Origin of the sequence: Klebsiella sp. JN_Kp122 (assembly GCF_040062085.1) — a bacterium.
Lineage (GTDB): Bacteria > Pseudomonadota > Gammaproteobacteria > Enterobacterales > Enterobacteriaceae > Klebsiella > Klebsiella aerogenes.
The window spans coordinates 107,090-121,399 of sequence record NZ_JBEAHW010000018.1 but is presented as its reverse complement, the minus strand read 5'-3'; the positions used below and the strand labels follow the sequence as shown (position 1 = coordinate 121,399).

The window sequence follows — 14,310 nt, the reverse complement described above, 5'->3', positions numbered from 1 at the left end:
GCTCCTTAATATGCGCGCAGCGTCTGGAAAACGGCAGCCACCAGGCTTGCCTCTTTTATTCCCGGCTGCGACTCTACGCCTGAGTTGAAATCGAGTCCGGCACAGCCGCTTTTCGCGGCTTCTACGCAGTTATCGGCGCTGAGGCCGCCTGCCAGCATCACGTTACGTAGGTCCTGGCCCTGCAGCAGCGACCAGTCGAAGCGTTGACCGCTCCCGCCCTGACCGTTGTCAAAGACATATCTGGCCACATGATTGAGGTTACGCGGCGGCAGCGTTTCGCCGACGCTCAGCGCCTTCCAGATTTGGATCTGCTCCGGCAGCGCCGCGCGCAGGGCATCAATCCAGGCCTGGTCTTCGCTTCCATGAAGCTGGACCGCGGCGAGTTTCAATTTGGTCGCGCGGGTGACGACCTCTTCAACGGCTGCATCACGGAACACGCCAACGTAGCTAAGCGGCGCGGCGGCCATTACCGCCTGTGCCTGCTGGTCGTTAACGGCACGCGGCGAACTATCGACGAAAATCAGGCCGCCGTAGATGGCGCCCGCCTCCCAGGCGACTTGCGCATCCTGCGGACGAGTCAGGCCGCAGACCTTGTTCTCACCTAACAGCACGCGCTTCACCGCAGCGCTGAGATCCGGTTGCTCCATCAGCGCCGAGCCAATCAGGAAGCCGTTGGCGAAGTGGCTCAGTTCGCGGACTTCGCCATAGGTATGGATTCCGGATTCGCTGATCACGGTGACATCCGGGCCGAGGCGCGGCGCCAGTTGACGCGTGCGGTTCAGATCAATCGACATATCGCGCAGATCGCGGTTGTTAATGCCGACGACTTTGGCCTTCAGCGCAATCGCGCGCTCCAGCTCTTCTTCATTGCTGACCTCGGTCAGGACGCCCATATTGAGACTGTGGGCGACGGCGGCGAGCTGGCGATATTGATCATCATCGAGCACCGAAAGCATCAGCAGGCAGGCATCGGCCTGGTAGTAACGCGCGAGGTAAATCTGGTAAGGATCAATGGTGAAGTCTTTACACAGAATCGGCTGCGGCGCGACTTTGCTGACGATCGGCAGAAAATCAAAGCTGCCCTGAAAATATTTCTCATCGCACAGTACCGAAATTGCCGAGGCGTAGTGCTTATAAACCCCGGCGATGGTCGCCGGGTCGAAATCTTCACGAATCAGTCCCTTCGACGGCGACGCCTTTTTGCACTCGAGAATAAAAGCGGTGCGGGCGCCGGCCAGCGCATCGTAAAAATGGCGTTCGGACGGCACGATGTCATTCTGAAAACTGGCTAACGGTTGTTGTTGTTTGCGGGCTTCTACCCAAATCGCTTTGTCAGCAACGATTTTTGCTAAAACGGTCTGCATTATTTACCCTCTTGCCGCTAATGCGGTCACTCTGTCATAGGCCGCTCCGCTGTGCAGCACATCCAGCACCTGCTGGGCGTTGGCTTTCAGGTCTTCATGCCCGTGTAAACGCATCAACATGGCGACGTTGGCGGCGACGGCGGCTTCATGAGCGGCTTCACCTTTACCTTGTAGCAAGCGCGTGAGAATGTCACGGTTTTCTTCCGGCGTGCCGCCGGCCAGTTGATCCTGATGATATGGCGTCAGGCCGAAGTCGGCGGCGGTCAGTTGATAGCTTTGGATTTCGCCGTTATTGAGTTCGGCGACCACGGTCGGCGCATGCAACGAGACTTCGTCCATGCCGCCGCTGTGTACCACGGCGGCACGTTGATAACCGAGTACGCGCAAGGTTTCTGCAATCGGCAACACCAGTTCCGGGCTGTAGACGCCAATCAATGCCAGCGGCGGGTGCGCCGGATTGATAAGCGGCCCCAACACGTTAAACAAGGTGCGCGTTTTCAACTGCTGGCGGACCGGCATCGCGTGGCGGAAACCGGTGTGGTATTTCGGCGCGAACAGGAAGCAGACGCCCAGTTCATCCAGCGCGGCGCGCGATTTATCGGCATTCATATCCAGGTTGATGCCAAACGCGGCCAGCAGATCGGACGAGCCAGATTTACTGGAGACGCTGCGGTTACCGTGTTTCGCCACCTTTAAACCGCAGGCGGCGGCGACAAAGGCGCTGGCGGTTGAGATATTGATACTGTTGCTGCCATCGCCGCCGGTACCGACGATATCGGCAAACTGATAATCCGGGCGCGGGAACGGCGCGGCGTTTTCCAGCAGCGCGGTAGCGGCGCCGGCAATTTCCTGTGGTTGTTCGCCGCGCACTTTCATGCTTACCAGCGCGGCGGCCAGCTGTTCCGGCTTCACTTCGCCGCGCACGACGGCGGAAAACAGCACGTGGCTCTCCTGCTGGCTCAGCGTCTCGGCCTGGTACAGTTTTTCCAGAATCGGCTGTACGACATTGGTCTGCTCCAGTTTCTGCAGCGCCCATGCCAGCGTTTGCTCCAGCAGTAGCGCTCCCTGGGTAGTCAGAATCGACTCCGGATGGAACTGGAAGCCGCAGACGCGATCGGCGTCGTGGCGAACCGCCATCACCATACCGTTGAAATTGGCGTTAATGGTGAGCCCGGCCGGAATATTGCTGCCGACCAGTGAATGGTAGCGAGCTACCGGCAGCGGGTTGGCGAGACCGGCGAACATCGCCTGGCCGTCATGCTCAATACTGGAGGCTTTGCCGTGAAGGATTTCTCCCGCCTGGCCGACATAGCCGCCGTAGGCTTCCACGATGGCCTGGTGGCCGAGGCAGATACCGATAATCGGTAACTTGCCGCGCAGGCGGGTCAGCAGCTCGGGCATGCAGCCGGCTTCGCTTGGGGTTCCCGGCCCCGGAGAGAGCATCAGCACCGGATTATCCATGGTGCCGATACGTTCAATCAGCGATTGTGCCGGTACGGTATTACGATAAATAACCACGTTGTGGCCGTTAGCCCGCAGCTGGTCGGCGAGGTTATAGGTAAAGGAGTCGATATTATCGAGCAGCAGGATGTCGGCCATTAGAAAGTCTCCTTCGCGTGGTGGGCCTGAGCAATGGCGCGCAGCACGGCGCGAGCTTTATTACGGGTTTCATCCGCCTCGGATTGCGGAACGGAATCGAGCACGATACCGGCGCCCGCCTGCACGGTAGCAATGCCATCCTCAACGTAGGCTGAGCGGATCACGATGCAGGTATCGAGGTCGCCATGGGCGGTAAAGTAGCCGACCGCGCCGCCGTAGCTACCGCGACGCTTGCCTTCCGCGGCGGCGATTAGCTGCATGGCGCGAACTTTCGGCGCGCCGCTAAGGGTGCCCATATTCATGCAGGCGCGGTAGGCGTGCAGGACATCAAGATCGCGGCGCAGTTCGCCGACCACGCGGGAAACCAGATGCATCACAAAGGAGTAGCGATCGACTTTGGTTAAATCCGCCACGTAGCGGCTACCCGGGGTACAGATGCGGGCCAGATCGTTACGGGCCAGGTCGACCAGCATCAGATGTTCAGAAAGTTCTTTGTGGTCGGTACGCATCTCCAGCTCAATACGGCTATCGAGATCGCGATCCAGCGAACCATCGGCGCGGCGGCCGCGCGGACGGGTGCCGGCAATGGGGTAGATCTCAATCTGGCGGCTGACGGCGTCGTATTTCAGCGAGCTTTCCGGCGATGCGCCGAACAGGGTGAAATCGTTATCCTGCATAAAGAACATATACGGGCTGGGATTGCTCTTTTTCAGCACATCGTACGAGGCCAGCGGCGACGGGCAGGGGAGGGAGAAGCGGCGCGACGGCACGACCTGGAAAATTTCGCCCGCGCGAATGGCGCGCTGCATTTTGCGCACCACGGCGCCGTACTCTTCATCGCTCTGATCGACGTCGCAGCGCATTTCGGCAACCGTTGTCACCGGCAGCGGCGCGGGCGGTTCATTTAACTGCTGGCGAAGCTGGGCGATACGTTGCAGAAGACGCTGTTTCTCATTCTCCAGCGGCGTGAACAGGCTCGCCTGAATGCGGGTGCTTTTGGTCTGGTGATCGATGACCAGCAGCGTCTCCGCCAGGTAGAAACAGTAATCCGGGCAGGCGGTATCGGTATTGAGCGGTGGTAAATCCTCAAAACCGGCCACCAGGTCGTAAGCGAACAGGCCGCCGAAGAACATCGCTTCGCGCTCGGCCTGCGGGACGCTGACCAAATCCTGTAACAGACGAAACGCATCGAACACCGATAACGAACACAGGCGAGCGTCTTCATCCAGCAGGGCGCTAACCGGCGGGAAGGTGAGTACCCGGCTGTTCGGCTGGCGCAGATTCTCAATGCCGGACGGCAATGCGTTATCCAGCAGTTCAAGCAGCGCGGCGCCGTTCGCTGAAAGCGCCTGGACAGTGACGGTATTGCCAAGAGCGGTAATGCGCAGGGCGCTATCGACCAGCAGCAGGCTTTTTAAATCGTCTTTACTATCGATGTCGGCCGATTCCAGCAGCAAGGTTGCCGGACGCGCGCCGCATAATTGATGGAATAACGCCGTCGGGTTTTCGCGATAGATGGCGTCGCTGGTGAGAAGCTCGAGCGCTGGTTTTGATGTTTGCATTATCATTCTCGCCTGTTCTGTTCATTATTTCGTTCAAAAAAAAGCCCGCTCAGTGGCGGGCCCGGTATCTGTTTGCTGAGTGCAAAACGCGATCACGCCGCCCGATTCCAGGAACGACGCCACCAGCTATGAAGAGTAATAATTTGCGCTTTCATCAGAGATACCCGTTGTGTGAACTTGCGTACTAGTTAACTAGTCCATGAAAATAAAGTCAACCCTTGTTTGCAGATTTTCTTTCTCAGTCGTTATCATAATGCGCTTATTTCAGTTCAGGTCCACCAGGAGCCATTTTGAGCGACACTAATTACGCGGTCATTTATGACCTGCACAGCCATACCGTCGCCTCCGATGGGCGATTGACTCCAGAAGAGCTGGTACATCGCGCGCATGAGATGCGGGTGGGGACGCTGGCAATCACCGATCACGATAGCGTGGCGGCCATTCCGGCAGCGCGTGCCGAAATTGCGCGGGCTGAACTGCCGCTCACGCTTATCACCGGGGTAGAAATTTCCACCCTGTGGGAAAATCACGAAATTCATATCGTCGGACTGAATATTGATATCAACCATCCGGCAATGACGCAACTGCTCTGTGAACAGAAAGCGCGGCGCAACCAGCGCGGGCAGATGATTGCCGAACGGTTGGAGAAAGCGCGTATCCCCGGTGCCTGGGAAGGGGCGTTAAAGCTCGCCGATGGCGGCGCGGTCACCCGCGGCCATTTTGCCCGCTTTTTAGTTGAAGCCGGCTTTGCGAGCAATATTGCCGATGTATTCAAAAAATATCTCGCCCGCGGGAAAACCGGATACGTTCCGCCGCAGTGGTGTACAATAAAACAAGCGATTGATGTCATTCATCATTCTGGCGGCAAAGCGGTGATCGCCCATCCGGGGCGTTACGATCTTTCTGCCAAATGGCTGAAACGGCTGTTGGCCCATTTTAGCGAGCAGGGCGGCGACGCGATGGAGGTCGCCCAATGCCAGCAGGCGCCGCATGAGCGCGCGCAGCTGGCGAGCTACGCGCAACAGTTTGGTTTGATGGCGTCGCAGGGTTCGGATTTCCACCAGCCCTGCCCGTGGATTGAACTGGGGCGCAAACTTTGGCTACCCGCTGGCGTGGAAGGGATCTGGCGCAGTTGGGAAGTGGCCGCTGAACAAATTGAGAGGGAAGTATGAGCCAGTTTTTCTATATCCATCCCGATAATCCGCAGGCGCGGTTGATTAATCAGGCGGTGGAAATTGTGCGTAAGGGCGGGGTTATCGTTTATCCAACGGACTCTGGCTATGCCCTGGGTTGCAAAATCGAAGATAAAGGGGCGATGGAGCGGATCTGCCGTATCCGTCAGTTGCCGGATGGCCACAATTTCACCCTGATGTGCCGCGATCTCTCCGAGTTATCGACCTACGCGTTTGTCGATAACGTGGCGTTTCGTCTTATCAAAAACAATACGCCGGGCAACTACACGTTCATTCTTAAGGGAACGAAAGAGGTGCCGCGCCGCCTGTTGCAAGAAAAGCGTAAAACCATTGGGATGCGCGTGCCGGCGAACCCTATCGCCCAGATGCTGCTGGAAACGCTTGGCGAACCGATGCTCTCGACATCCTTGATGCTGCCAGGTAATGAATTCACGGAGTCCGATCCGGAAGAGATTAAAGACCGTCTGGAGAAGGTGGTCGATCTGATTATTCACGGCGGTTATCTCGGCCAGCAGCCGACGACGGTTATCGACCTGACCGAAGACGCGCCGGTGGTGCTTCGTGAAGGCGTCGGTGATATCAAACCCTTCCAGTGATGCTTCTCGCGGGTGGCGTTTCACGCGTCGCCCGCGGCTTAAATTTATTTTAAAATCCTTTCCGCATTGAGTCGCTCCTTTCTTATTTATATTATTAGTCCGCTTACGATATCACTCACTGATATTGCTTCCAGAAAGAAATTCAACATTATGCATAAGCTGACTATTCAACCCTCTGACGCGTTTAAGAGGAAGAAAGTACTGTTAAATTTTTTCATGCTTTCTAGTGTTACCGTTAATATATGCCAAAGCTGACCCCAAATACCTATCCCATCACCCTGGTAAAAAGCGTGCTGGTGGTTTCACTGCTGGCGCTAATACTGATTATTATCAGTTTGACTGGCTTGTTTAACTATCAGTCGCGTCAGGTCAGTAGTGCCATTGATAAAAAAATCATTGGTTCTCAGTATGCGTTTATTCAGCATACACTTGAGGATGCCGTCGATCGCCCACGACAAATAACGAATCTATTTTTACAATATATTCAGGGCGAAAGTAACAACATCGATAAGGATACTTTAGTTCCTGAAATGGTGTATTTGACGGCGCGCGCGTTTAAAACTATGCCCGCCTTCCAGAGCCTGTCGTGGTTTGCGGAAAATGGCTCCAGTATTGCTGTTATTCGTGACAATCATAGTAATCAAATTTATTTACAACGAACCCAGCGTGATAATCATCACTCCCTGGTTAAATACAGCGGTTTAAGCCCGCAGACCAATATTGTCAACGTCAATAACGCGTTTAATGTTGCTGATTTACCGCAGTTTCGCCGCGCTCGCCAGCAAACGCAAGGTTTCTGGCAACGCTCTCTCTCTACCGGCAGTTTGATCATGAGCTGGAACCAGCCAGTGTACGATAAACAAGGCCGCTTCATCGGGGCGATCGCCAGCGGCGCCACACCTGCAGATATGACCGCTTATTTACAGAGTCTCCTGCCGGATAAAAGCTATGCTCTTCTGCTTATCGATGACAACAATCGCATTGTCGCGCGTTCCGGCAACCAACATAAATGGCAGCAGGACCGCCAATTGATAGCAAAGCTTACCTCGGCGCAGCCGTCGCCGACGTCATTTTCCTTGCGTACAGAGGACGAGTCTTTGTTGGCGACCGCCTTTAGCGTGCAGGACCGCCAACATCTGCTGAACTGGAAGGCGGTACTTATCGCGCCACAGCATGCGGAAATGGCGGAAATGAATAAACAGCGTCAACTTGTGACCTTCGCCACGACACTGTTTATTTTTATTCTGATATTGATTCTGATGATGATTATTTCTCATTTCACCGGCGCCTTAAAGGACGTTGCAGATAAAGTGCGTCTGGGGTTAATGCCGTGGAAGAAACCAACTAAACGCGTATTTCCGGAAATAGCCTCGTTGGATGCAGCATTGAGCAACCTGTATGCAATTATTCCAGACACTTTCGAATCTAAACGCCGCAAACTGGAAGAAGATAGCGAAACCGGTTTTTTAACACGTAGCGGTTTACTGCATTGTGAGTCGCTGTACCGTCATCGCAATATGTTGGCGATGGTATACGTTAACAACTACAACTCGGTTAAGAATGTGCTCGGTACGACTCAGGCCCGACAGTTTATTCACCAGTTTACTTTACGCCTTCGCAAAATATTGCCTGAAGGGGCACTATGTTGTCGTGATCGAGAAGACTTGTTCATTATCGCTTTTGATGGCATGTATGCCGAAAAGGATGTCGACTGGTACAGCGCGCTACTTGCTTCTGTTTTTCGTATGTCTGCTTCTGATATGCCCGGCGAATCGCATATATTTACTGGTCATATTGGCATGTTGATTGAATCATTAACCCCAGAGAACATCGGCGAATGTCTGATGAATGTTAGTCTGGCTTTACAGCATGCCCAGATGGAGCGTAGCGGTACGAGTAAACTTTTCACGGCCGCCATGCGTGAAGAGGAAGTGAATAATCTACGTCTGCATCAGGCGTTATGCGACGATCTCCATTCGGAAGGTTTCCATCTCGTTTTGCAGCCGATCGTTTCATTTGAATCGCAGCGGCCTTGTAAAGAAGGTGAATGCCTGATCCGCTGGCAATCAAATGTGTTGGGCTTCGTGCCGCCCGACAAATTTATCGCCCTTGCCGAGCACACCGGCATGATTGTGCCGTTAGGGAAATGGATAATTGAAACCGCCTGTCGTGAACTTGCCGCGTTTATCACGCGCGGCGCGCCGCGTGATTTTAAACTGCACGTCAATATCTCGGCAATTCAGCTTCAGCAACCTGATTTTGCTCAGCATCTGCTGGAATCAATTCACGCTAATGATTTGATGAACAGCAATATTTGTCTTGAAATCACCGAAAGTGTCTTGCTGCATGACACTTGGCGAATTGTCGAAATACTGGCTTATCTACGTCGTCTTGGCGTATGTATAGCGATTGATGATTTTGGTTCCGGTTATTCCAGCCTCTCGTATCTGCATTCGCTGCCATTTGATTGTCTGAAGATTGACCGCGGGTTTGTCAGCAATGTGCTTGATGATAAAAAAAACGAAGCGGTTATCGCCTCGGTGTTAATGTTGGCGCGAAGTTTTTCCGTGCCGCTGGTGGCCGAAGGCGTTGAAACGCGCGAAATGGCAGAAAAACTGCAGGAGATGGGCTGTGATTTGGCCCAGGGATATTATTATTCCCGGCCGAAAACGTTTGATAGTTTTGACGTCGCCAATGGGTTTTTCGTTGTTGAACCGGAATGATGAGATAGACCAACGGCGATAATAACAATGCAAATATTAAAAAAACAGCTTTCGGTCAACAGCTACCCGTTCACCCTAACTCAGGCCATCATATTTACCTTAGCCACGACAATTCTCGTCGTGCTGCTGACGACATATGCTTTTCTCTACTACGAAGGTTATGCTTTTTTTGATGAGGTGAGTGAGGATATTCTGCGTGCGAAAAGAGTCAATATCGAGGAAGTCATCCACGATTATATTGATGTTCCCGCGCAATCGAACGCGATACTGGTTCATGCGATCGGACGTCAATCCAGTACTGCGATCCCGGTTCGCAGCCTGATCGGCGAAATGGTCAATACCACTAATAACGTCTTCAGCAACAAACATTATCTGAATCTGCTCGGATTTGGCGCGGTCAATGGCGATTTTATTCAAGTGGCGCGCGGCCAGGCCGAGTCGAATGATTATCTTGCGGTAAAAGATGCGCAAACAGATCACCATCTGACGGCGTATAGTCACCTGACGGTGAATTCATTAGTAAAAGCGGTGCGTGCGGATTATCAAATAACGCAGCGCGAATGGTATGCGGCGGTTGCCAAAGACCAGCGTCCGCACTGGACAAAACCCTTTCGCGATTATGAATATGAAAATGAAATTGGCGTTGCGTTCAGCTCACCGGCATTCAATCGCCAGGGACAGTTTGTTGGCGTCGTCGCCAGCGAGTTGCACCTCAACGAACTAAATAAAAGCCTGGAAAAATTTAAACCCCATCCTGAAAGTATTCTGCTGATTGTTAATGAAAAAAATGAGCTCATTTCTTCATCAGTGCCATCATTGACGCGAAATATGCTGGCCGGGGGAAAACACTCACGGCTGAATCTACAAACGCTTGAAAACACTCATTTACCGGTTGTTGTGGCAGCCAGTCGCACGTTAAAAGCGAATCACCATACGGGATTGCAGTTTTTCAGTTCCGGCAAAGAAGAATATTATGTTGATGCTTTTCCAATCACCGACCGTGATGACATATTGCACTGGACGGGGATTGTGATTAGCCCGGCGAGAATGATTACCCGTACCATCATTAAATATATAGCCATTACCATGATCATGCTGTTTGTCATTTTTGTACTTGGTCTGCTGGTGGTTTTCTATGGCCTGGCGAAGGTGGTAAAACCGTTGCGAGATATTGTCCGTAAAGCGGATCAGCTTGCGACGCACCGCTGGACGCCGCCAGATAATAAGCGTCATTTCCCGGAAATAGCCTCTCTGGAAACCACATTTATGGCGCTATCGCATAAGCTGGCAGAAAGTTTCGACGCCCAACGGCGTGAAATAGAGGAGGATAAAACCACCGGGTTATTCTCGCGGACAGGGTTACTGCGTCAGACATCGCTATATCAAGGTAGAAACCTGCTCGCGCTGGTACATATCAGTAATATGAACGCTATTATCAATTCCTTAAGTACGGAGTATGGTGAAAAATTTATTAGCGATTATATTCTTCGCCTGCATAATTTACTGCCGACGAATACGCTGATTGCCCGCGATACAGTGGATAAGCTCATCGTGGTTTTTCCAGGACAAACTCAGCCAAAAGAGCGTCAGCGCTACAGAGAACTGCTCTCCTCACTATTTATCGACGTCAATAATGAAGCGTCTCCTACGGCAAGCAAATACGTTTATACCGGCAATATTGGCCTGGTGACGACTGAGATCCACGCAGAGAATATTGAACAAACGTTGCGTGAGGCATGGATTGCATTACGCCATGCGCAGAAACAGGGAAACGGCGTTGCGACGTTTTTCAGCGGCGAGATGCATGAGGCTGAGCTTTATAATATCCAACTCCATGAGCATCTTCATGATGCGATCCAGCAACATGAATTTCATCTGATGCTACAGCCAATTGTGGATTTGCAGGATCAAAGCGCTTTTCAGGAAGGAGAATGTTTGCTTCGCTGGTGCTCCGAAACGGTAGGCGAAATTCCTCCCGATCGTTTCCTCCCCCTGGCGGAAGAGAGCGGGTTGATAATCCCGCTGGGACGCTGGATTATTGAACAGGCCTGTCGGGAACTTTCCGCGATGATTCTCCGCGGGGCGCCGGCGAACTTTATTCTGCATATCAACGTATCGGCGATTCAACTCCTGCAACAGGATTTTGCCTGGCATTTAATGGATGCAATTTATCGTCATGGGCTGGTCGCGGGCAATATTTGTCTTGAGATAACCGAACGGTTATTGATGAATGATGCTGTGCGAATTAGCCGGATGATTGCTTATCTCCGCCGCCATGGTATTGCCGTCGCGCTGGATGATTTTGGCGTCAATTTATCCAGTTTGCCTTATTTACATACGCTGTCATTTGATAGCATCAAAATTGACCGCCGTCTGATTTGCCAATTTGCCGATGATGATAAAGCAGAATCGATGATTGCATCGCTGATTGTGCTGGCTCAGGGGTTTAAGGTACCCGTCGTTGCTGAGGGTATTGAAGATGAGGCGATAAAAAACCAGTTACGCGACCTCGGTTGCCAGAAAGCGCAAGGTTATCTGTTTGGTCACCCGGCGCCATTTGCCGACTTTCCCTTCCTGGCAAGTGCATTGACGGCGAGCGATAATCTATAGACAGAGAAATGTATCGCAGTGAAGCATTCATTTTGAAGTTAGTGTAGTATGTTCGCCCACGCAGGCGCGCGCGCTGTTTTACAGTGCTGACGAATGGCGCCTTAAAATGTGTAAAGTATTTATATAACAACAGGTTGGTGATTTTATATGGCCTGTTGTTGCCAAAGCATATCAGACGCCTGGGAAGGCGACACCTAAAGGAAGCTCTATGAGCGAGAAATTACAGAAAGTGCTGGCTCGTGCTGGCCATGGCTCCCGCCGCGAAATTGAAACTATCATCGAAGCTGGACGCGTCAGCGTGGATGGTAAGATCGCAACCCTCGGCGATCGTGTTGAAATCGTACCTGGTTTGAAAATCCGTATCGACGGTCATCTTATTTCGGTAAAAGAATCTGCCGAGCAAATTTGTCGGGTATTGGCCTATTACAAACCAGAAGGCGAACTCTGCACCCGTAACGATCCGGAAGGGCGCCCAACGGTTTTCGACCGTCTGCCGAAACTGCGCGGCGCGCGCTGGATTGCGGTAGGTCGCCTCGATGTGAACACCTGCGGCCTGCTGCTGTTTACCACCGATGGTGAACTGGCGAACCGTTTGATGCACCCAAGCCGCGAAGTTGAGCGTGAATACGCCGTCCGCGTTTTCGGCCAGGTCGATGAAGACAAACTGCGCCAGCTGGCGCGTGGCGTACAGTTAGAAGATGGCCCTGCAGCGTTTAAAACGATTAAGTTCACTGGCGGTGAAGGGATCAACCAATGGTATAACGTTACCTTGACCGAAGGGCGCAACCGCGAAGTGCGTCGCCTGTGGGAAGCCGTCGGCGTTCAGGTTAGCCGTCTTATCCGCGTACGCTACGGCGATATTCTGCTGCCGAAAGGCCTGCCGCGCGGCGGCTGGACTGAACTGGATCTGGCACAGACCAACTATCTTCGTGAACTGGTGGAGCTGCCGGCGGAAACCGAAAGCAAAGTAGCGGTGGAGAAAGATCGCCGTCGTATGAAAGCGAATCAAATCCGCCGCGCCGTCAAGCGTCATAGCCAGACCAGCGGCAATCCTCGCCAGGGGAATAACGGCAACCGCCGTTCCAGCACCCGCAACAAGACTAACGGCTAATGCTGTACATTCCGGCGGGTTCCCGCCGGGATGCTCCTCTTTTCCCTCGCTTGTGACATTTTTCACACTTTCGCATAAAGACAAGAAACAGGAATTACGCAGACAAATAACGCAAAGTGATGTTATTAGCGTCGCCATATACTGTCGGCACTGATTACAAAACAGGTAGCCCGCAATGAGTACAACAACAAAGTTATCGGCAAGCTATGTGGTCATCGGCGTAAAAGAAAAGATAGGCTATGGCTTAGGCGATTTCGCCTCTAATTTATCGTTCGGTTTTGTCTCGTTATTCTTACTATTTTTTTATACTAATGTTTATGGCATCAGCGCGGTACAGGCGAGTCTGATCTTTGTGATTGCCCGAGTGATTGACGCAATTTTTAATATCCTGATTGGCTTTGCAATTGATAAAACGCAGAGTAAATATGGCAAATTGCGTCCCTGGCTATTATATGGTGCGATACCGTTAGGCTTTTTAACCGTGTTGTGTTTTGTGCCATTTGGTGGGGAAGCTAAATTTTATTTCGCGCTGGCCTCCTATACCATCTATTGCCTGGCCTATACGGCGGTTAACACACCTTATTCGGCATTGACCAACCGTTTGACGCAGCATGAGGCCTCGCGTTCGTCGCTGTCGGTATATCGCTTTGTGTTGGCTATTGTCGGGTATCTGATTGTTTCCACAACGGCAGACTGGCTGATTTCGCCCTTTAACGACAAACAAATGGGCTATGTCTTTGCCGTTTCCTGCTTTGCGCTGTTAGCGACTTTTATGTTTCTTGCCTGTTTTGGCATGACCAAAGAACGCGTTGGCGAAGAGGATAAAATGAATGCGCCGACGCTTCGCGAAATGTTCCGTGCGGTATTAGGTAATGCACCACTGATTCATCTTTCATTATTTACCGTGTTTTTCTATATCGCCTATACAGTCTGGATGGCGATCGCCATTTACTTTATTAAATACATTATCGGCAGCGAAGGGTTTACCGCTACTTTCTTCATGATTCAGTCTGGTGCTTATATTATTGGAACCATTATCTCTGAGAAAGTGATTGCGTTAATGGGGAAAAAGAAAATGGCGCTTCTGGCGTTGTTAATTGGCGTGCTGGGGGTACTGATGCAATATTTCATCGCTGGTAATAACCTGTGGCTGATAATGATCGGCGTGTGTCTTTACAGCATTACGCTTGGCATGGGCTTTGTCGCCATGTGGTCGATGATTGCCGACACCGTCGAATATGCTGAATGGCATCACGGTGTACGCTCTGAGGGGGCCATCTACGGTTTCTTTAACTTCATCACCAAAATTGCGATGGCGATTGGCGGCGGCTGCGCGGGCTGGATGCTGGATCTTTATCACTATGATGCGGGTAATGTGACCAGCGATGCGATTAATGGCATCAATATTCTGATGACGCTTTTCCCCGGCGCAATGTTCGCCATCAGCGCCATCTTCGTGGCCTGCTATGCGTTAGATGAAAATACCTATCGCGATATCGTGCAGAAAATCAGCCTGCGTAAGCAAAACGCGCTTTAACCTCAAGGAGTCAGA

Annotated in this window: 9 protein-coding genes and 1 other annotated feature; of the genes, 6 read left to right on the top strand and 3 right to left on the bottom strand. The window is 52.2% G+C overall.

Annotation, left to right across the window (positions count from 1 at the left end; translation table 11 throughout):
- Positions 1-5 precede the first annotated feature (5 nt).
- From trpCF to ABLU78_RS06935, 3 genes are read right to left on the bottom strand one after another with little or no spacing between them, the layout of a single operon-like run.
- On the bottom strand, positions 6-1,364 hold the full coding sequence (trpCF, locus tag ABLU78_RS06945; RefSeq protein WP_015705745.1) for a bifunctional indole-3-glycerol-phosphate synthase TrpC/phosphoribosylanthranilate isomerase TrpF: 1,359 nt from the start codon (positions 1,362-1,364) through the stop codon (positions 6-8).
- A gap of 3 nt (positions 1,365-1,367) precedes the next feature.
- On the bottom strand, positions 1,368-2,963 hold the full coding sequence (trpD, locus tag ABLU78_RS06940; protein WP_046883196.1) for a bifunctional anthranilate synthase glutamate amidotransferase component TrpG/anthranilate phosphoribosyltransferase TrpD: 1,596 nt from the start codon (positions 2,961-2,963) through the stop codon (positions 1,368-1,370).
- Entirely contained in the window at positions 2,963-4,525 is a 1,563-nt protein-coding gene (locus tag ABLU78_RS06935; protein WP_015366210.1) for an anthranilate synthase component 1, read from the bottom strand. Before ABLU78_RS06935 ends, trpD begins: the two co-directional genes overlap by 1 nt.
- A 35-nt stretch (positions 4,526-4,560) precedes the next feature.
- Positions 4,561-4,656 (bottom strand) — a sequence feature (Trp leader region).
- A gap of 159 nt (positions 4,657-4,815) precedes the next feature.
- Here ABLU78_RS06935 and rnm point away from each other — a divergent pair.
- From rnm to ABLU78_RS06905, 6 genes are all read left to right on the top strand, one after another.
- Positions 4,816-5,697 carry an RNase AM gene (rnm, locus tag ABLU78_RS06930; protein ID WP_048228872.1) on the top strand — a complete coding sequence of 294 codons (882 nt, stop codon included), beginning with the start codon at positions 4,816-4,818 and terminating at the stop codon, positions 5,695-5,697.
- On the top strand, positions 5,694-6,314 hold the full coding sequence (locus tag ABLU78_RS06925) for an L-threonylcarbamoyladenylate synthase (protein ID WP_015366212.1): 621 nt from the start codon (positions 5,694-5,696) through the stop codon (positions 6,312-6,314). Before rnm ends, ABLU78_RS06925 begins: the two co-directional genes overlap by 4 nt.
- 296 nt (positions 6,315-6,610) lie before the next feature.
- Entirely contained in the window at positions 6,611-9,037 is a 2,427-nt protein-coding gene (locus tag ABLU78_RS06920; RefSeq protein ID WP_227505591.1) for an EAL domain-containing protein, read from the top strand.
- Between the two features lie 27 nt (positions 9,038-9,064).
- Complete coding sequence (locus ABLU78_RS06915) at positions 9,065-11,647, top strand: EAL domain-containing protein (protein WP_048228871.1); 2,583 nt, start codon at positions 9,065-9,067, stop codon at positions 11,645-11,647.
- A gap of 208 nt (positions 11,648-11,855) precedes the next feature.
- The gene (gene rluB / locus ABLU78_RS06910) at positions 11,856-12,758 is read left to right on the top strand and encodes a 23S rRNA pseudouridine(2605) synthase RluB (RefSeq protein ID WP_015366215.1); all 903 of its coding nucleotides are present in this window, start codon (positions 11,856-11,858) and stop codon (positions 12,756-12,758) included.
- Between the two features lie 175 nt (positions 12,759-12,933).
- Entirely contained in the window at positions 12,934-14,295 is a 1,362-nt protein-coding gene (locus ABLU78_RS06905) for an MFS transporter (protein WP_015366216.1), read from the top strand.
- Positions 14,296-14,310: the final 15 nt, after the last annotated feature.